This window comes from Segniliparus sp. (genome assembly GCF_051660745.1).
In the GTDB taxonomy this organism is placed as follows: Bacteria; Actinomycetota; Actinomycetes; order Mycobacteriales; family Mycobacteriaceae; genus Segniliparus.
In genome coordinates this window covers 48,632-66,993 of the sequence record NZ_JBOFQF010000037.1, presented here as the reverse complement: position 1 = coordinate 66,993, position 18,362 = coordinate 48,632, and the positions used below count along the sequence as shown (strand labels likewise).

The 18,362-nt window shown below is 68.3% G+C and carries 18 protein-coding genes; 9 read left to right on the top strand and 9 right to left on the bottom strand.

Features of this window, described 5'->3' with window-relative positions; all coding sequences use genetic code 11:
• Nucleotides 1-8: 8 nt before the first annotated feature.
• The 6 genes from ACRC20_RS12905 (at nucleotide 9) to ACRC20_RS12880 (ending at nucleotide 5,347) form a co-directional block, all read left to right on the top strand.
• Nucleotides 9-1,685 carry a thiamine pyrophosphate-binding protein gene (locus tag ACRC20_RS12905; RefSeq protein WP_438686785.1) on the top strand — a complete coding sequence of 559 codons (1,677 nt, stop codon included), beginning with the start codon at nucleotides 9-11 and terminating at the stop codon, nucleotides 1,683-1,685.
• Nucleotides 1,682-2,380 (top strand): SRPBCC family protein, encoded by a 699-nt coding sequence (locus ACRC20_RS12900; protein ID WP_438686784.1) that lies wholly within the window; start codon nucleotides 1,682-1,684, stop codon nucleotides 2,378-2,380. Before ACRC20_RS12905 ends, ACRC20_RS12900 begins: the two co-directional genes overlap by 4 nt.
• Complete coding sequence (locus tag ACRC20_RS12895; RefSeq protein WP_438686783.1) at nucleotides 2,377-3,393, top strand: 3-oxoacyl-ACP synthase III family protein; 1,017 nt, start codon at nucleotides 2,377-2,379, stop codon at nucleotides 3,391-3,393. The genes ACRC20_RS12900 and ACRC20_RS12895 overlap by 4 nt, the downstream gene beginning before the upstream one ends.
• Nucleotides 3,390-4,421, top strand: a complete 1,032-nt coding sequence (locus tag ACRC20_RS12890; protein WP_438686782.1) for an aminotransferase class I/II-fold pyridoxal phosphate-dependent enzyme — start codon at nucleotides 3,390-3,392, stop codon at nucleotides 4,419-4,421. Before ACRC20_RS12895 ends, ACRC20_RS12890 begins: the two co-directional genes overlap by 4 nt.
• A 37-nt stretch (nucleotides 4,422-4,458) precedes the next feature.
• Nucleotides 4,459-4,980 carry a MarR family winged helix-turn-helix transcriptional regulator gene (locus ACRC20_RS12885; RefSeq protein WP_438686781.1) on the top strand — a complete coding sequence of 174 codons (522 nt, stop codon included), beginning with the start codon at nucleotides 4,459-4,461 and terminating at the stop codon, nucleotides 4,978-4,980.
• 169 nt (nucleotides 4,981-5,149) lie between these two features.
• Nucleotides 5,150-5,347, top strand: a complete 198-nt coding sequence (locus ACRC20_RS12880; RefSeq protein ID WP_438686780.1) for a tautomerase family protein — start codon at nucleotides 5,150-5,152, stop codon at nucleotides 5,345-5,347.
• Here ACRC20_RS12880 and ACRC20_RS12875 read toward each other — a convergent pair.
• The 9 genes from ACRC20_RS12875 to ACRC20_RS12835 form a co-directional block, all read right to left on the bottom strand.
• A complete protein-coding gene (locus tag ACRC20_RS12875) occupies nucleotides 5,344-5,973 on the bottom strand; it encodes a dTMP kinase (RefSeq protein ID WP_438686779.1) in 630 nt (209 codons plus the stop codon). The genes ACRC20_RS12880 and ACRC20_RS12875 overlap by 4 nt on opposite strands.
• Nucleotides 5,974-6,160: 187 nt before the next feature.
• Nucleotides 6,161-7,633 (bottom strand): adenosylhomocysteinase, encoded by a 1,473-nt coding sequence (ahcY, locus tag ACRC20_RS12870; RefSeq protein ID WP_438686778.1) that lies wholly within the window; start codon nucleotides 7,631-7,633, stop codon nucleotides 6,161-6,163.
• Between the two features lie 215 nt (nucleotides 7,634-7,848).
• Nucleotides 7,849-8,394 (bottom strand): thiopurine S-methyltransferase, encoded by a 546-nt coding sequence (locus tag ACRC20_RS12865; protein ID WP_438686777.1) that lies wholly within the window; start codon nucleotides 8,392-8,394, stop codon nucleotides 7,849-7,851.
• Nucleotides 8,395-8,438: 44 nt separating this feature from the next.
• Complete coding sequence (locus ACRC20_RS12860) at nucleotides 8,439-9,965, bottom strand: phospholipase D-like domain-containing protein (RefSeq protein ID WP_438686776.1); 1,527 nt, start codon at nucleotides 9,963-9,965, stop codon at nucleotides 8,439-8,441.
• A gap of 39 nt (nucleotides 9,966-10,004) precedes the next feature.
• A complete protein-coding gene (locus ACRC20_RS12855; RefSeq protein WP_438686775.1) occupies nucleotides 10,005-11,555 on the bottom strand; it encodes a phospholipase D-like domain-containing protein in 1,551 nt (516 codons plus the stop codon).
• Nucleotides 11,556-11,581: 26 nt separating this feature from the next.
• Entirely contained in the window at nucleotides 11,582-13,141 is a 1,560-nt protein-coding gene (locus ACRC20_RS12850; protein WP_438686774.1) for a phospholipase D-like domain-containing protein, read from the bottom strand.
• Nucleotides 13,141-13,476 carry a type VII secretion target gene (locus ACRC20_RS12845; RefSeq protein ID WP_438686773.1) on the bottom strand — a complete coding sequence of 112 codons (336 nt, stop codon included), beginning with the start codon at nucleotides 13,474-13,476 and terminating at the stop codon, nucleotides 13,141-13,143. Before ACRC20_RS12845 ends, ACRC20_RS12850 begins: the two co-directional genes overlap by 1 nt.
• 245 nt (nucleotides 13,477-13,721) lie before the next feature.
• Nucleotides 13,722-15,221 (bottom strand): APC family permease, encoded by a 1,500-nt coding sequence (locus ACRC20_RS12840; RefSeq protein ID WP_438686772.1) that lies wholly within the window; start codon nucleotides 15,219-15,221, stop codon nucleotides 13,722-13,724.
• A gap of 97 nt (nucleotides 15,222-15,318) precedes the next feature.
• Nucleotides 15,319-16,449, bottom strand: coding sequence for a Nif3-like dinuclear metal center hexameric protein (locus tag ACRC20_RS12835; protein ID WP_438686833.1), 1,131 nt, complete (start codon nucleotides 16,447-16,449; stop codon nucleotides 15,319-15,321).
• A 34-nt stretch (nucleotides 16,450-16,483) separates the two neighbouring features.
• Between ACRC20_RS12835 and ACRC20_RS12830 the strand changes: the two genes are divergently transcribed.
• The 3 genes from ACRC20_RS12830 to ACRC20_RS12820 are packed head-to-tail and all read left to right on the top strand — an operon-like array spanning nucleotide 16,484 to nucleotide 18,360.
• Nucleotides 16,484-16,909, top strand: coding sequence for a cupin domain-containing protein (locus ACRC20_RS12830; RefSeq protein ID WP_438686771.1), 426 nt, complete (start codon nucleotides 16,484-16,486; stop codon nucleotides 16,907-16,909).
• 28 nt (nucleotides 16,910-16,937) lie between these two features.
• Entirely contained in the window at nucleotides 16,938-17,417 is a 480-nt protein-coding gene (locus ACRC20_RS12825; protein WP_438686770.1) for a low molecular weight protein-tyrosine-phosphatase, read from the top strand.
• A 4-nt stretch (nucleotides 17,418-17,421) separates the two neighbouring features.
• On the top strand, nucleotides 17,422-18,360 hold the full coding sequence (locus ACRC20_RS12820; RefSeq protein WP_438686769.1) for an SURF1 family cytochrome oxidase biogenesis protein: 939 nt from the start codon (nucleotides 17,422-17,424) through the stop codon (nucleotides 18,358-18,360).
• Nucleotides 18,361-18,362: the final 2 nt, after the last annotated feature.

Sequence of the window (18,362 nt, the reverse complement as noted above, 5' to 3'; positions counted from 1 at the left end):
GGCATCCGATGGCCACCCGCAGCTCAACGAGGAGCGTCGCAGACCATATCGTCGCCCGCATCGCGGACGAGGGCACCGACACGATCTTCGGGGTCGACGGCGCGAACATCGAGGACGTGTACGACGCCATCGACCGGCTCGGGCCCAAATTGCGCGGGATCGTGGCAAAACACGAGTTCGGAGCCGCCACTATGGCCGACGGCTACGCGCGCACCACCAACCGGCTCGGCGTGGTCATCGCGACTTCGGGCGGCGGAGCGCTGAACCTGGTCGCGGGGCTCGGCGAGGCCTTCGACTCCGAGGTGCCCGTGCTGGCCCTCGTCGGCCAACCGCCGACCGCGCTCGAGGGGCGGGGAGCCTTCCAAGACACCAGCAGCCGGGCGGGGACGATCGACGCAGTCGGCCTTTTCTCCCACGTCTCCCGGTTTTGCGCGAAGGCGACCAGCGCGGACGAGGTCCCCGAACTGTTGGAGCAGGCTATCGCGGCCGCCCGCGCAGGCGGGCCCGCCGTGCTCCTCCTGCCCAAGAACGTCCAACAGGCCGAGCTCGCCGAGCGGGCATTGCCCGAGCGGGCCCTGCCCTCCGAACCGTCGCGGCCCCGCCTCGCCGACGGCCTTCACGAGGCGGAGCGCATGCTCGCGCAGGCGGCGCGCGTCGTCGTCATCGCAGGCCCCGAGGTCGCCCGCGCCGACGCGAGGGCCGAGCTCGAGTCCTTCGCCACCGCGCACGGCGCTCCGGTGCTTGTCGCCCCGGACGCGAAAGACGCCATCTGCAACAACCACCCGCTCTTCGCCGGGATCTGCGGGATCATGGGCTATCGCGGCGTCCCGGACCTCGTCGCCAACGCCGAGGTGTGCGTCTTGGCAGGCGCGCGGATGCCGCTCATGGCGCGCGGCGGGATGGAAGAGGCGCTGGGCCGCACCCGGCTCCTGCACCTCGGCTCGCGCCCCCCGTTCGTCGACGTCGAGCACAGCGCGATCGGCCCGCTCAAGCACAGCCTCGCCTCGCTCGCGGGGGAAGCCCGCCCGAGACAGCCAGATCGCCCCGACCTCGCGGCGATCCAGCCGCTGAGCGTGCCCGCCCGGAACGGATCGCAGGGGGGCGCCCCCGGAGTCGCCTACCGCGAAGCCGTCGCGGCGCTCGCCAAACGGATCCCGCCCGGGGCGGACGTGTTCGCCGACGCGGGCAACACCGGAGCCTCGGTGGTCCACTATCTGCCGGTCGCCGACGGCGGCAGGTTCGTCGTCGCGCTCGGGATGGGCGGCATGGGCTACGCGTTCGGGGCCGGGATCGGCAGCTCGTTCGGCAGAAGACGGCGGACGTTCGTCGTCGCGGGCGACGGCGCGTTCTTCATGCACGGCTTCGAGGTCCACACCGCCGTCGAGCAGCAGGCCCCGGTGACGTTCGTGATTTTCAACAACAACGCGCACGCCATGTGCGTGACCCGCGAACAGCTCTACTACTCCGGCGAGTACAGCTTCAACCGGTTCTTCGAGGCCAGGATCGGCGAGGCCGTCGGGACGCTGCTCCCGCGCCTCCCGTCCCGAGCCGCGAACACCCTCGCCGAGTTCGAGTCGGCGCTCGACGAGACCGTCGCCGAGCCTGGGCCCGTGTTCATCTCTCTGACCTGCGATCCCGACGAAATACCCCCATTCATCCCGTTCCTGAAGGAGTTAACCGCATGACAACCGCCGCCAATACCCCGACGAGCACCGATCCCGCTCCCGACTTCGACGTCCCCGACGTCTACCGCATCGAAAACATCAGCGTCAAAGAGGGCATGCCCCTCGTCGTGGACATGACCCGGTCGGTCTACCCGCACGAGCAGGTCTACGGCCAGTACTGCAGCATCCAAGACTTCATCGACGCGCCGCCCGACGAGGTCTACGAGTACCTCTCGAACACGCTCAGCCTTGAGGAATGGACCTACAGCCTGCGGGGCTTCGAGAAGACCGAGACTCCGGGCCTGTGGATCTCCGACGACCGGATCGGCAAGCGCCCTGGCGCCGTGCCCACCAAGATCTACACCCGCACGGTCGCCAACCCCGAGGCCCGCACGGTGGACTACCACTGCGCGTGGGACCAGGGCGAGCACCTGTGGATGATCTACCTCATGCGCGTCATCGACGCGCAGCTGGTGCTCGACAAGCCGGGCTCGGTGGTGCTGTGGACCAACTGCCACCACCCCTTCTACGACAAAAACCCGTTCCCGCAGGCCGCCCCGGAAGGCAGGCCCGTGTGGGTCGGCGACTTCTGGGACTTGTTCTACGCGGGACACGTCCTCGAATTGCGCAATTTGAAAGCTATCTGCGAGCACCGCCACGCCAAAGGACAGCCAATCACCCCGGATTGGATGCAACAGGATGGGAGAAAAGAATGACCACGCTCAGCCTTGTCGACATCGCGAGCTACCTGCCGAAGAACCGAGTCTCCGCCGACTGGTACGCCCATGTCGCCGAGTCGGACGAGCTCAGCGACAACGTCATGTTCAAAGCGCCGAAGTTCCGCCATCACGTCGCCAAGGACGAGACCGCCGTGGACATGATCGAGCGCGCGGCCGCCGGGATCGTCGAGCGCCACGGCGCTCAGGCCATCACCGAGGCGGATGTGCTCATCATGCACACCCAGCTGCCCGACCTGCCGTTCGTCGGCTGCGGAGGCGAAGTGGCACAGCGGCTCGGCATGAAGCCGACCTGGATCCTCGACATCCACAACGGCGGCTGCGCGGCCTTCCCGCACATGATCAGCATCGTCCAGAAACTGCTCGCCGGAGCCGCGCCGGGGACCAAGGCTGTGATCGCGGCGGCGCAGAACTGCGCCGGGCAGATCTTCACCCAGCCCCACGTGCGCACGCTGTCCCAAGCCGCCATCCCAGGGGACGGCGCGGGCGTCGGCCTCTTGGAGGTCTCGGACGCGTCGCCGATCCTCGGAGTCGAATGGCGGAACTACGGCCAGTACGCGGGCGAAATGATCTACCAATGCGACCCGCCGCGCAAATACTGGGAGCCAGGAGAGGGCGAAGGCCATGTCGGGTTCACCGAGAGCAAGATCGTCAAAGTGCTCGCCAGGGGCAACCGGCAGGTGCCCGAAGTGGCCCACGCCCTCTGCGAGCGGATCGGGGTCGCGTCGAAAGACCTCGACCTGCTCGTCACCAACCAGCCCAACCGATTGTTCCTGAGGAACTGGCGCGAGGCGCTGGAGGTCCCGGCCGAGCGCCACCCGGACACCTTCGACGAATGCGGCAACCTGTTCGCCGCAGGCATCCCCGTCACCTTCGACCACGCTGTCTCCGAGGGCCGGGTCAAAAAGGGCGACATCGTCATGTTCGCCGCCTTCGCCCACGCGGGCGATTTCGCGGGCGCGACGGCCGTGCGCTGGGGAGGAAGGCCATGATCGTGCCCCCGATCCTCTCGGAGGTCCATCCGGACATCTCGCAGCCCGCCAGGCTCCTCCTCTCGCTGAACGAGAACCCCTTCGGCCCCCTCCCCTCGGTCCGCCACGCCCTGGCCGCCGCGACGGAGCGGGCCAACCGCTACCCCGAGTTCCTCCCCAGACGGCTGCCCAGGCTGATCGCCGACCGCATCGGGGTCGAGCCCCGACAGGTCTCGGTCGGCTCAGGCATCACCGGGGTCTTGATGCACATCCTGCAGGAGTTCGTCGCCCCTGGCGAGCGGGTCGTGATGGCGACCCCGACCTTCGACGGCTACCCGATCTTGGTCGGCATGGTGCAGGGCCAGAGCACACAGATCCCGCTGGCTCCGGACGGGCGGCAAGACCTCGACCGGATGGCCAAGGCCGTCGAAGCCACGACCCGGCTCGTCGCGCTGTGCAGCCCGCACAACCCGACCGGCTCCCGGATCACCAAGGACGAGCTGTCCTCGTTCTTGGCGAAAGTGGATCCCGCCGTCCCGGTGCTCCTCGACCAGGCGTACATCGAGTTCGACGTGGCGGGCGAGCTGACCGATGTGGGCTCGATCATCGCCCAGCATCCGAACGTGATCGTGCTGCGGACGTTTTCGAAAGCGTTCGGGCTGGCCGCCGTGCGCGTGGGCTATGCGGTCAGCTCGCCCGAGCTCGCCGCCCGGATCCAGCGCTGGCAGGTCCCGTTCGAGATCAACGCCTTCGCCGAAATCGGAGTCGAGGCCTGCTACAACGCCGAGCACGAGCTGATGCGCCGGGTCGAGCGGATCTCCGCCGAGCGCGACCACCTGGCCCGCAGGCTGCGGCTACTCGGGCTCGACGTCCCGACGAGCTTCGCCAACTGCATCTACGTCGCGCATCGCGACGAGATCGAAGCAGAAATCCTCCACCGAGGCTTCGAGAAAGAAGGCGTCCTGGTGAAAGGCTATCCCGGCGGCACTCGGATCACGGTCAGCGACCGCGAGGCCTCCAACACCATCCTCTCGGTGTTCACGTCATGACACCGTATGCCTGCTTCATTCCCTGTATCCTTTTGAAATGCAACAGGGCGTAGAAGCCGTGGCTGAACAGGTGGTCGAACCATCGGGGAAGTCCGGAAGCATCGAGACGCTCCGGCTCGGGGCGCAGCTGTGCTTCGCCCTGTATTCGACAACCCGGTCGATGACCGCCTCCTACCGCCCCTACCTGGAGGAGATGGGACTCACCTACCCGCAATACCTGGTCCTTCTCGTGCTGTGGGAGCACGAGGAGCTGACCGTGAAAGAGCTCGGCCAGATCATGCGCCTCGACTACGGCACCGTGTCGCCGCTCACGCAGCGGCTGGAGGCGTCCGGCCTGGTCGAGCGACGGCAGAGCTCGCACGACGGCCGGGTGACGGTGCTCCGGGCGACCGAGGCCAGCGTGGCGCTGCAGCCGCAGGCGCTCGCGATGATCGGAAGCATCCTCACCGACCTCGGCTACGAGATCGGCGAGATCATCGCGCTGCGCGACCAGCTCAAGGAGTACCGCCACCGGTTGGACCGAGTCCTCGGGCGAGAATTCTCCCCCGCGCCGCACTGACCGCGCGGATCGCACCGCCCGCTCGCCGCACACGCCCTCGAATGCGGCGGCCCCGCCCCCTCGGGGCTTCGGATCAGCCTGATCCGACTGGATGATCCTGGCGGCTTCCTGCGTTGTCATACTGATGGCGGCACTCGCCATCCGACACAACGATCCGAAAGGACCGACTATGCCCCTTCTCGATGTCAGTTTGAAAGCAGGCCGAAGCCCCGAGCAGCTGCGCGAGCTCATCGCCGAGCTCACCACGACCGTCCAGCGGGTGCTCGACGCGCCTCCGGAGGTCATCTCCGTCATCCTGCGCGAAGTGCCCGCAGACCGGTGGGCGGTGGCGAACAAGACCCTCGCCGAGAAAGCCGCGCAGAGCTAGACCAGCTCCGCCGCGAGGGCGGCTGGGCCGGAGTCCGGGGCGACAACCCGCCACTGACCCGCCCAGCCGGTCTCGGCCAGATGCGCGTACACCGAGCCGACCCGCTCTTGCAGCTCCGCGTCTCGCTCGTAGGAATCCCGCTCCCGACCGGGGTCCGAAGCGGCTCTCGCCCGCGCCCGCTGCGCAGCGAGTCCGGGCGGTGTCGCGAGCAACAGCTGCCGGTCCGGCTTCGGCAGGCCGAGCCGCCCGAATTCGAACTCCAGCACCCAGGAGGCGAACGGGCCTGCGCCGTCCTCCCCGAGCCGGGCCGCGCCGTATGCCGCGTTGCTCGCGACGTAGCGGTCGCAGAGCACGATGTCGTGCGCCCGCGCAAGCGTCTCGAGCTCGCCCTTGGCCTCGTGCCGGTCGAGCGCGAAAAGCAAGGCCATGCCGAGCGGGTCCGCCGCGATCCGCCCGTCGAACGCCCCGTGCAACGACTCCGCCGCCACATCGGCGTGGACGGACCGCCCGTACCGGGGGAAGGCCACCTGGGCGACGCTCAGGCCGCGCGCGCGCCACGCGTCGCTCAAGGCGCTTGTGAGCGTGTTCTTCCCGGCCCCGTCGAGGCCTTCGACCGTGATCAGCATGACCAGACTCTAGCCCACAGCGCTTTCAAGAAATCCGCCGCAGATCGCCGCGCGGACCCGTTTTCGGGGATCCCCGCGTGGATGAGCTGCAAGGCGGCAGGCGACGACGCGTACGGAAACAGCGAGGAACGAGCTCGGTACGCGAGGAGCCGACAACGCCGCAGATCGCCGCGCGGACCCCGAAAACTCAGTAGCGGTAGTGCTCGGGCTTGTAAGGCCCTTCGACGTCCACGCCGATGTACTCCGCCTGCTCCTTGGTGAGCTTGGTGAGGGTGCCGCCGAGCGCTTCGACGTGGATCTTGGCGACCTTCTCGTCCAAGTGCTTCGGAAGCCGGTAGACCTCGTTGCCGTACTCGTTCGGCTTGGTCCACAGCTCGATCTGGGCGATGACCTGGTTCGAGAAGCTGTTGCTCATCACGAACGAGGGGTGCCCGGTGGCGTTGCCGAGGTTCAGGAGCCTGCCCTCGGAGAGCACGACGATCGACTTCCCGTTGCCGAAGAAGAACTGGTCGACCTGCGGTTTGATGTTGACGCGGGTGACATCGGACGCGTGGGTGAGCCCGTGCATGTCGATCTCGTTGTCGAAGTGGCCGATGTTGCCGAGGATGGCCTGGTCCTTCATCTGCCGCATGTGCTCAAGGGTGATGATGCCGACGTTGCCCGTGGTGGTGATGACGATGTCGGCCTCGCCGATCGCCTCCTCGACCGTCTTCACGTCGTAGCCGTCCATGAGCGCCTGCAGGGCGTTGATCGGGTCGATCTCGGTGACCGTGACGCGCGCGCCCTGGCCCGCGAGGGACTGCACCGAGCCCTTGCCCACGTCGCCGTAGCCGCAGACCAAGACCTTCTTGCCGCCGATGAGCACATCCGTGGCCCGGTTGATCCCGTCGACCAGGGAGTGCCTGCAGCCGTATTTGTTGTCGAACTTGCTCTTCGTGACCGAGTCGTTGACGTTGATCGCCGGGAACGGCAGCTCCTTGGCGGCGGAGAACTGGTAGAGGCGCAGCACGCCGGTCGTGGTCTCTTCGGTGACGCCGCGCACCGAGTCCCTGATGGCCGTCCACTTGGTCGGCTGCGCCTCGTACAGGCCGCGCACAAGCTTGAGGAACGCCTGCCACTCGTCCGAGTCGTCCGCTTCCGTCGGCGGCACCACGCCTGCCTTCTCGTACTGCGCCCCGCGCAGCACCAGCATGGTGGCGTCCCCGCCGTCGTCGAGGATCATGTTCGCGGGCTCGCCCGGCCACGTCAGCGCCCGGTCCAAGGCCCACCAGTACTCGTCGAGGGTCTCGCCCTTCCACGCGAAGACCGGCACGCCCTTCGGCTCGTCGTACGTGCCGTTCGGGCCGACCACCACGGCAGCGGCGGCGTGGTCCTGGGTGGAGAAGATGTTGCAGGAGGCCCAGCGGACCTCGGCGCCGAGGTCGACCAGGGTCTCGATCAGCACAGCGGTCTGAATGGTCATGTGCAGGGAGCCGGTGATCCGCGCGCCCTTGAGCGGGAAGACGCCCGCGTACTCCTTGCGCAGCGCCATAAGCCCCGGCATCTCGTGCTCGGCGAGGCGGATCTCCTTGCGGCCGAAGTCCGCCAGCGAGAGGTCGGCGACTTTGTAGTCGAGGTTGCCCGCGAAGTCCGCGACGAGTCCGTTATAGCGCGTGGTCATAGATTCTAGCCTTTCACATGTGCGATCCTCCCCGAGGAAGCCGGGGGAAAGTTAGCTCCGGTCAATCGTAGCCTGCCGCTGCCTTGCCCAAGCCCCCGGGGAATCCGTGTGGATGAGATCCAAGGCGGAAGGGAACGACGCGCACAAAAGGCGGAGGCCACGGAGCAGGTGCGCGAGCGACCGACAACGCAGGAGATCGCCGCACAGGCCCCGGGCTATGCGCAAGCGGGGCGCAGAGCCTTGTATGCCTCGTCGAAGAGCGCGACTTGCGCATTGATCTGATCGGCGCCCTGTTTGTCTCGGATTGCCGAGGCCAGCGCGGTCATCGCGTCCCGCAGCCCGAGGACGGCACGGCGGGCCGGGTCGGAAAGCCCGCCGGGGAAAGCCGCGAGAAACCCGTTGAGCGCGTCGACCGCGTCCCCCGCCGATTGCGCGGCCTCCTCGGCCGGGACAGCTATCCGCGAGTCGCTGTAATCGCCGCCCGCGACGCCGAACGCCCCGAGGAACTCGGAGACCGTGTCCATGCTCTCCGGCAGGTCGTCGGCGTACCAGCCGCAGAAGTCCCCGAGCTGCTCGCGGTCCTGCGGCGAGGCGGACGCGCCGCCGAGCGTGCGCGCGGGGAATGCCTGCCCCACGGCGGACGGAGCGGCATGGGACGGCCCATGCGCGCCGTGGCCGCGCCCCGCCGGGGCGCAACCCGCGAGCAACGCGACAACAGCCGCGCAGCAGACAAGACTCGCGGGGCGGAAAACGAAAAACACGCCTTATTCTTGCAAGTCGAAGCTGTGAGAGCGCTGTGCGCCGCTCAGCCCCCGGCGCTGGACGTGGTGGGCCGGTACTCGTAGCCGCCAGCGAAATCGGACGCGTTCGTGGTCCCGAGGCCTGAGACGACGTCCAGGTCGTCGGTCTGGATCGCGAGCTCGCGGTTGTTGAGCATCGAGTTGTCCGAGAGGTTGATCGACCCGACGATGGCCGAGCTGTTGTCGGCCACGATGTTCTTCGCGTGGATGTAGGTGTCCGCGTTCTGCCCGTAGAGGTGCACGTGCACGCCCGCTGCGGCGAGCTGGTCCCAGTACTTGTAGTAGCTCGGGTTGTTCACCATGGTGAGGTTCACGTCGACCCCCCGCTGCGCGGCGGCGACGAGGTGGTCCGCGATGTCCTGGCTGGCCACGTACTGCTGGTCGAGGCTCAACGTGTGCTGCGCCCCGTCGATCATCGCGAAGATCTTGGTCTGCGCGGTGGTCGGGCTCCACACCAGGTGGTCCCCGTTCGGGGGGATGTAGCCGTCCGTCTTCGTGCCGCCGATCCCGGCGAAATCGTGGTTGAAGACGTCCTGGATGGCCGCGACGTCGTTCTTGTTCGTGTCGATGACCGCGAAGTCCCGGCTCGTGCCGTAGTACTCCGGGGTGAAGTTGCCGGTCATGACCGCCGAGGTCTCCCCGTCCACGGTGACCGTCTTCTGGTGGGTGAACCGGAAGTCGGCCGTGTCGTCCCACACCGCTTGGACGCCGTGCGCGTTGAGGTAGTCGAAGACAGGCTGGTCTTTCTGCTGCTCCCCCGTCTTGTCGAGGACGACCCGGACGTTCACCCCGCGCGCTGCCGCGGCGACGAGCGCGTCGCGCATCGCGGGGTCGGTGAACTCGTACATCGTGACGTCGACGCTCTTCTGCGCGCCGTCGATGAGCTTGAGGACCTGCTGGAAGTTCGAGTCGTGGTTCACGCCGTCCGGCTGGTGCGGGCCCTCGACGTAGAGGGTCAGCTCGTCGCCGCCGACCGGCTCCGTCGTGCTGTCCGCGCCCGCGCCGAGCTGGCTGACCGCCATCAGGTCGCCCGCCGCCTGCAACCCGGTCGCCGCCTGCGCCTTCGCCTGGTCCGCCTGCGCGAGCACGGACGACACGTCGCCCGGCAGCTCCGCCTTCACCTGCTCGTACACCGCGCGGTCTGCGGGCGACAGGCTTCCCACCAGCCCCGACAACGCGTACGAGTCCCGGATCGAGCCGTCCGGGCCGATGCTGAAACCAGCCCGCGCGGCCCGCTGCTCGACCTCGCCCGCCTTTGCCTTGAGCGCCGACATCGCCTGCGCGAAATCGCCGACCTTCGCATGCGCCTGCTCCGTCGCGCTCCTCGCCTCCGCGAGATAGCCCAGCGGCTCCCCGAACGAGCCCGAGGCCGCGTCCTTGCCCGGCCCCTGCCAGCCCGGCAGCTGCCGGACAGAGCCGAGCATGCCCTGAAAAGCAGAAAGCTTGGCCTGCCGGTCCGCCAATGCCCCCTGGATCCCCTGCGCGATAGCAGGCTCGAAGCCTTTGACCGCGCCCCAAACGCCGTCTGCCATGCCAAGCCTTCCTCTCCCGTCCCAGACGGATGTCGATGTTTACGGAGTCGTGGTGGTGGTCGTCGTCGGCTTGTACGTGTAGCCGCCGTTCCAGTCCTGCGTGTCCTGGGCGTCGATGCCGGTGACGACGCCCGCGTTCGTGGTGATGACGCCCAGCTCGCGGTTGTTGGTCATCGAGTTCTCCGAGAAGTTGATCGACCCGACGTACGCCTGGGTCCCGTCGGCCACGATGTCTTTCGCGTGGATATAGGTGTCCGCGCTGTGCGCGTACAGGCGCACGTCCACCCCGGCGGCTGCGAGCTTGTCGAGGTTCGCGTAGTAGCTCGGGTTGTTCGTCATCGTGACGTGCACGTCCACGCCCCGGTTCGCCGCGTTCACCAGCGCGTCGACGACCGCCGGGCTCGCCATCTCCTCGTTCTCGACGTTGAGGGTGTGCTGGGCGCCGTCGATGAGGGCCAGCGTGTTGCTCTTCGCCGTGGTCGGGCTCCACGTGAGGTTGTCCCCGTTCAGCGGGGTGAACTTCTTGTCCCCGGTGCCCGCGTAGTCGGCGTTGAAGGTCTTCTCGATGGCCGACACGTCGCGGGCGTCGGTGTCCATGACGAGGAAGTCCCGCGTCGTCGCGTAGTCGGCGGTGACCGCGTTGCCGGACATGATCGCCGCCGTCTTGGCGTCCACGGTGACCGTCTTCTGGTGGTAGTAGGCCAGCTTGTTCGCCGTGTCCGGGTCCGCCGAGGTGTTCGCGGAGTCCCAGATGACGTGCACTCCGTTCGCGGTCAGGTAGTCGTACGCGGCCTGGTTCTTCGCCGTCTCGCCCCTGGTGTCGAGGATGGCCCGCACGTTCACCCCGCGCTTGGCCGCGTTGACGAGGGCGTCCTCCATGTTCTGGTCGTCCAGGTGGTACATCGTCATGTCGACGCTCGTCTGCGCGCTGTTGATGAGGTCGACGACCTTCTGGTAGTTCTGGTCGTGGTTCTCCCCGTCCGCCTGGTGCGGCCCTTCGACGTAGAGCGTGAGGGCGCCGCTTTTCGGGGCGATCGTGGATGTCGCGGCCGCCGTGGCCGCCAACGGGCTCACCGTCGCCAGCCTGCTCGCCGCCTGGAGCCCGGTGACGGTCTGCGAGCCCGCCTGACTGGCGTCGTCGAGCACCGAGGCGACATCGACGGGCAGCTCTGCGGCGAGCTGCGCGCGCGCCGTCTGCTCGGCGGGGCTCAGGGCGGCGAGCAGGCCGGTCGCGGCGTACGAGTCCCGGATCGAGCCGTCCGCCCCGATCATGAACCCGTTCTGCGCCGCCCGCTCCTCGATCTGCGCCGCTCGTGCTTTGAGCGCGCCCATCACATCGCCGAAGCGGCCGACTTTGTCATGCGCCTGCGTCGCCGCGCTCTTCGCCTCCGCGAGATAGCGCAACGGCTCCTCGAACGAGCCCGACGCGGCCTCCTTGGCCTGCCCGTCCCATCCGGACAGCTGCTGGGCGGATCGCAGCTTGGCGGAGAAGTCCGACAGGCCGGAGAGCCTGCCTGCCAAACTGTCCCGCACGCTCCGCACAGCAGCGGGGTCGAAGCCTTTGACCGCGTTCCATGCCCCGCTCGCCATCATGACTCCTTGGTTCTCGTGGATTCTTAGCTGCTCGGAGTCGAAGCCGTGGTGGGGGCCGTGCTGTGCTTGTACCGGTAGCCGCCCGCGAAGTCGGAGTCGTCTGTCGTGTTGATGCCTGAGACAACGCCGGGGTCGCTCGTGATGATCCCGAGCTCGCGGTTGTTGGTCATCGAGTTCTCCGAGAAGTTGATCGACCCGACGTACGCGGTGCTGCCGTCCGCGACGATGTCCTTGGCGTGGACGTACGGCGCCGAGGACCGCCCGTACAGGTCCACTTGGACCCCGGCCTCGGTGAGTTTGTCGAGGTTCGCGTAGTAGCTCGGGTTGTTCGTCATCGTGACGTGCACGTCCACGCCCCTTTGGGCGGCCTGGACCAGGTGGTCGACGACGTCCGGGCTCGCCATCTCCTCGTTCTCGATGTTGAGGGTGTGCTTCGCGCCGTCGATGAGCGCGATCGTGTTGCCCTTCGCCGTTGTCGGGCTCCACGTGAGGTTGTCGCCGGTCGGCGGGGTGTACTTCTTGTCACCGGTGCCCGCGAAGTCGTGGTTGAACACGTCCTGGATCGCTGCGACATCGTTCTTGTTCGTGTCCATGACCACGAAGTCGCGAGTGGTCTTGTAGTCGGCGGCGACGGCGTTGCCGCTCATCATCGCCGACGTCTCGCCGTCCACGGTGACCGTCTTCTGGTGGTAGTAGGCCAGTTTGTTCGCCGTGTCCGGGTCCGCCGAGGTGTTCGCGCTGTCCCACATGACGTGGACCCCGTTCGCGGTCAGGTAGTCGTACGCGGCCTGGTTCTTCTTCGTCTCGCCCCTGGTGTCGAGGACGACTCGCACGTTCACCCCGCGCTGGGCGGCGTGGACCATGGCGTCCTCCATGTTCTGGTCGTCCAGGTGGTACATCGTCATGTCGACCGACTTCTGCGCGCTGTCGATGAGGTCGACGACCTTCTGGAAGTTCTGGTCGTGGTTCACCCCGTCCGGCTGCTTCGGGCCCTCGACGTAGAGGGTGAGATCGCTCCCCGCCGCCTGCGCGTCGAGCTTGCCCGCGCCCGTGCCGAGCTGGCTGACCGCCATCAGGTTCCCCGCCGCCTGCAGCCCGGTCGCCGCCTGCGCCTTCGCCTGGTCCGCCTGCGCGAGCACCCCGGACACCTCGCCCGGCAGCTCCGCCTTCACCTGCTCGTACCGCGCCCGGTCCGCGGGCGACAGGCTTTCCACCAGCCCCGACAACGCGTACGAGTCCCGGATCGAGCCGTCCGGGCCGATCGAGAACCCGGCCTGCGCGGCCCGCTGCTCGACCTCGCCTGCCTTTGCCTTGAGCGCCGACATCGCCTGCGCGAAGCCGCCGACCTTCGCATGCGCCTGCTGCGTCGCGCTCTTGGCCTCTGCGAGATAGCCCAGCGGCTCCTCGAACGACCCCGAGGCCGCCTCTTTGCCCTGCCCCTGCCAGCCCGGCAGCTGCCGGGCCGAGCCCAACTTCGCCGACAACGCGCCCAGCCCAGCCGCTCGGTCCGCCAGCGCCCCCTGTATCCCCTGCGCGGCCGCGGGGTCGAACCCCGTCACCGCGCCCCAGGCCCCGTTCCCCATTACGAGCCTTTCTTCGTCTCGATGTCGACGGCGAGCGCGTCCGCGTTGCCGGAATCGGCCGCGTGGTAGAGGTCCGCCGAGGCTCCGAGCCGCTCGGCCGTCCCGACCAGGCGGTCTTTCAGGGCGCCGTCCGCCGCGCTCCACGCGGCCATCATGTCCGAGCCTGCGGCGCCCACCTCGTCGAACAGCGCGCCGAGGGCGGCGAATCCCGACGTGATCGGGCCCGAGGAGATCTGCTCCAACGCCGACATCGCCTCGTGCGTGTCGGCGTGCAAGGAAGCCGAGCTTCCGCGCAGTTGCTCGAGGTTGACCGCGAGACTTTTCCCGTCTGCCATATTTCTCCGCTCCTCACTCAATCACCGAAAGAGAAGCCCCGGCGGCTCCCTGTCCGCACCGTGGCCGCCCGTCTAGGCCCGAGCGCGCTGGAAGCCGCTCGAACCGTCGCGTCACACGCTGTCAGCTCCAGATGAACAAACCGTTACCTGTGCATAAATTATGCACAAGTCGGTTTTGAACGCAGTGTCATCGCAGGTGAGGTACCTCAGGGCGGGACACGCCGCCCGGCACGACACGCCGTGCTCTAGCCGACGACCGCCTCTTCCTGTTCGAGGGATTTGCCCAGCACCGAATTGCGATAGCCGTACAGGCCGTAGATCAACAGGCCGATCACCAGCCAGACGGTGAACCCGACCCAGGTGAGCATGGAGAGGTTGAGCAAGAGCCACACACAGCTCACAATCGCCGCCAGCGGCACCAGCGGCACTGCGGGAACCGTGAAACCACGTTTGAGCCCTGGCTGCGTGCGCCGCAACACGATCACCCCGGCGGCGACGAGCACGAAGGCGAACAGCGTGCCGAAGTTCACCAGCTCCTCAAGCCTGTCGAGCGGCAGGCAGGCGACGACCATCGCGCTCACACCGGCCCCGACGGTCAGCCGCACCGGCACGCCCCGCTCGCTCGTCTTCGACCAGTTGCGCGGGAAGAGGCCGTCCCTCGACATGGCGAAGGTGAGCCGGATCGCCCCGAGCAGCAGCACCAAGACCACCGTGGTCAAGCCTGCCAGCGCGCCGAAGGAGATGAGCTTCGCGGCCCAATCGACCCCGTGGAGCTCGAACGCGGTCGCCAGGTTCGGCGAATGCTTCGCGCCGGGCGCGTCCGAGCGCAGATCCTTGTAGCTGGCCATGCCGGTGGTCACCAGCGACGTCGCGAGGTACAGCACCGTGCAGATCGCCAACGAGCCGAGAATCCCCCGTGGCAGGTCCCTCGCGGGGTTCTTCACCTCTTCGGCGGTGGTGGCCACCACGTCGAAGCCGATGAAGGCGAAGAAGACCACGGAAGCCCCGGCCAACAGCCCGTACCAGCCGTACTGCGTCCCGCCGCCGCCGGTCAGGACGGCGAAGAGCGGGCTGCTCAGCAAATCTTTCGGCCCCGGTTTCGGCTGGGCGGGCGGGATGAACGGCGTGTAGTTGCTGAGCTTGATGTAGAACGCCCCGGCGATGATGACGAAGAGCACCACCGACACCTTGATCACGGTGATGACCCCAGAGACCCGCGCGGAGAGCTTCACGCCGAACGCGAGCGCCACAGTGACCGCGCCGATGATGAGGATCGCGCCCCAGTCGAAGCTCACGATCCCGATCTGCACCGCGCCGCTCGCGAAGCCGAACGCCCCGGCGAGGTAGCTCGACCAGGCCTTGGCCACCACGCCCGCCGCGAACGCCAGCTCCAGGAGCAAGTCCCAGCCGACGATCCAGGCGAACAGCTCGCCGAAGGTCGCGTAGGAGAACGAGTAGGCGCTCCCCGCCACCGGCACCGTCGACGCGAACTCCGCGTAACAGAGCGCGGAGAACCCGCAGGCCACCGCCGCGATGAAGAAAGAAACAGTGACCGAGGGCCCCGCGTAGTTCCCCGCCGTCGAGGCGCTCACGCTGAAGATGCCCGCCCCGATCACCACGGCCACGCCGAAGACGGTGAGGTCCCAAGCAGACAAGGTCCGGCGCAACCGCCGCTCTGGCTCTTCGGCGCTCGCCAACGCCTGTTCCACTGTCTTGCTCCGGGTCAATCCCGACTTCAAAGCCACCTCGCTGCCTCTCTCTACACGCTCCTCCACCACGCCGTGAAGTGAGGGCAGTGTACCCCAGGCCACAATTTCGGCCTGGTCAACTGGGCTCGGTTCATCAAACAGTCACGACGTGTTGACGCCACGGACCAGGAGCGGCCCCCGACGGCGCGACGGCGAGCCCGTCCCCGAACGCCCGCGCCAGCACGCCTGCGGCCTGGTCGCACCAGGGCCGCTCGCTGGCCCAATGCCCGATGTCGACCAGCGCGGCCCGGCTCGCCCGCAGATGCTCGTCCACCGGGTGGTGCCGCAGGTCGCCGGTCACGTACGCGTCCACGCCTGCTTTCGCGACCGCGCCGAGGAGCGAGTCCCCCGCGCCGCCGCAGACGGCGACCGTCTCGACCATCAGATCCGGGCCGCCGGTCGACCGTAGGCCCTCGGGGACGGCGGGCAAGGACCGGGCGGCCCGGGCGAGGAAGTCGCCCAGCGGCTCCGGCCTCGCCAGCGCCCCGATCCGGCCGAGGCCGAGGCTCGTCGGCAGCCCGGCTTGGGCGAACACGTCGAACGCGGGCTCCTCGTACGGGTGCGCCGAGCGCAACGCCGCCAGCACGGACGCTCGCAAGCGCTTGGGCGCGATCACTTCGATCCTCGTCTCCTCGACCCGCTCGAGCTCGCCAGCCCGGCCGATCGCCGGGTTCGCGCCCGCCAGCGGGCGGAATTGTCCGACGCCCTCGGCGCTCCACGCGCATTGGTCGTAGTCGCCGAGCCTGCCCGCCCCTGCCTCGAAAAGCGCCGAACGGACCCGCTCGGCTTCGCCGCGCGGGACGAGCGCCACCCATTTGTCCAGCTCTGGGCCCATCGCAGGCTCGACAGGGCCGACGACCCGCAGCCCCAACGCCTCCGCCAGCGCGTCGCTCACCCCTGGATCGGCCCGGTCCGCATTGGTGTGCGCGGTGAACAGGGCGCACCCCGAGCGGATCAGCCGATGCACGAGACGGCCTTTCGGGGTGTCCGTGCTCACCGAGCGCACCCCTCTGAGCAGCAACGGGTGATGCGCGACGATGAGCTTCGCCCCCGACCCGAGCGCCTCGTCCACCACGGCCTCGGTGACGTCGACGCAGACCAACGCCCTGTCCACGATGTCGTCGGGATCGCCGCAGACCAGGCCGACCGCGTCCCAGTCCAAGGCGAGACGAGGCGGGTAGGCCGCTTCAAGCGCGGCAACGACGTCCTGCAACCGGGGAGCCATAGCCATGCCCGCGATTCTATGGGATAGTGGTTCCGTGAGGGAGCTGCGCTTTCTGGGGGCCTTCGGCTTTGTCGTCTCGACTATCGTCCTCCCGCCATCGGCCGAGGCCGCGAGCCACGGGGTCTCGGTGAAGGTCCTCTCCAAAACTGCGTCGCACGGCAGAGAGCTGATCGTGGAAGAGGTGACGTTCCAGCCTGGGGCCTCGACCGGCTGGCATTGGCACGACGGCGTGCTCTACGGGCGTATGGCCAAGGGCGAGCTCACGCACACGCTCGCCGACTGCTCCACCACGGAGGTCTATGCCCCTGGCGACACAGCCGCCGAGCCAGCCGGGTCGGACAACGTCCACATCGGGCGGAACCTCGGCGAGGAGCCCGCCGTGCAGATCGTGCTCGTCGACAAGCCCGAGGGCGCCCCGGACGCGCGCCCCGTCCCCAACCCCGGCTGCGGCTTCGAATAAGCGCGGGCGGGGCTGTCATACTCATATGGTGGATCAGCCCAAGCTTCACGTCACCTTCGTCTGCACCGGCAATATCTGCCGTTCCCCGATGGGGGAGCAAATGCTCAGGACCCGGCTCGAAAAGCTGGACTGGGGCCATAACGTCCTCGTGACCAGCGCCGGGACCACGCGCTGGGAGGTGGGCAACCCCATCGACCACCGGGCAGCCGCCACACTGGCGAAACACGGCCATCCGCCTTTCGCCGAGCACGTCGCCAAAGCGGTGGCTCCGGAGCATCTCGAAGCCGACCTGGTCCTCGCCCTCGCGGACAACCATTTCACCGACCTCTCGAAACACGGAGTCCCCGGCGACCGGCTGCGCATGCTGCGCAGCTTCGACCCCGACGCGGCGGGCTCCGAGGTCGCCGACCCCTACTACGGCAGCTCCGCCGGATTCGAGACGACGTACGCGCAGATCGAGGCCGCGCTCCCCGGAATCATCGACTGGCTGGAAAGCCGGCTACCCTGAAATCATGACCACCTCGGCGACGCGCCATGCGCCTGCGGCCAACCGGCCGGGCTGGCGCGTGTTCCTGCGTCCGGGCTGGATCGCGCTCGCGCTCGCCGTGGTCCTTTTCTCAGTGCTGTGCTTCTGGGTGTTCGCGCCATGGCAGCTCGGCAAGAACGGGCGGACAGAGCAGCGCAACGACCGGATCTCGCGCGCCTTCGACGCTCCCCCCGCCCCGCTCGCCGAGCTTCTCCGCTCAGGGGTCGGGCCCCAGAGCGACTGGCGGGCCGTCACTGTCACCGGCGTGTACGAATCGGACAAGCAAATGCTGCTGCGGCATCGCCCGGTGCACGGCAACGCGCAAGGCCCGCAAGTCCTCACCCCGCTGCGCTTCGACAACGGCAGGACTGTCCTGGTCGACCGGGGCTATCTGCCCGAGGGCGCGACAACGGCGCCGCCCGCGCCGACCGGCGAAATGGCGGTCAAAGCCCGGCTGCGGCTCTTGGAGCGAACTCCCGCAGGCCGTCCGGCGATCATGCTCGTCGGCGGCTCGCAGCAACTCGAAGCCATCGACGCCGAGGCCGCGAGCCCGCTCGTCGGCGCCCCGCTCGAGCCTGCCTATTTGCAGCTCGATCCCGGACAGCCAGGGGCGCTCGGCGCGCTGGAGGAGCCCGACCTCGACCCTGGGCCGTACTTGTCCTACGGGCTGCAGTGGCTCGCGTTCGGCGTGATCGCGCTGATCGCGCTCGGGTATTTCGGCTACACCGAGCTGCGCCCGCCGACCGCAGGCCAGGACCTCGCAGGCCACAACAACACGGAACAAGAACGAGCCCCGGCGGCTCCGACGGGCAGGCCGAGCCGGGCCGAGCGCAAACGCAGGCTCCGGGCCGCGCTCGCGGGCGAGGAGCCCGGCGCCCGCGAGCCTGTCGCCAGCTCCCCCCTCGCCGACCGATACGGGCGCTGACG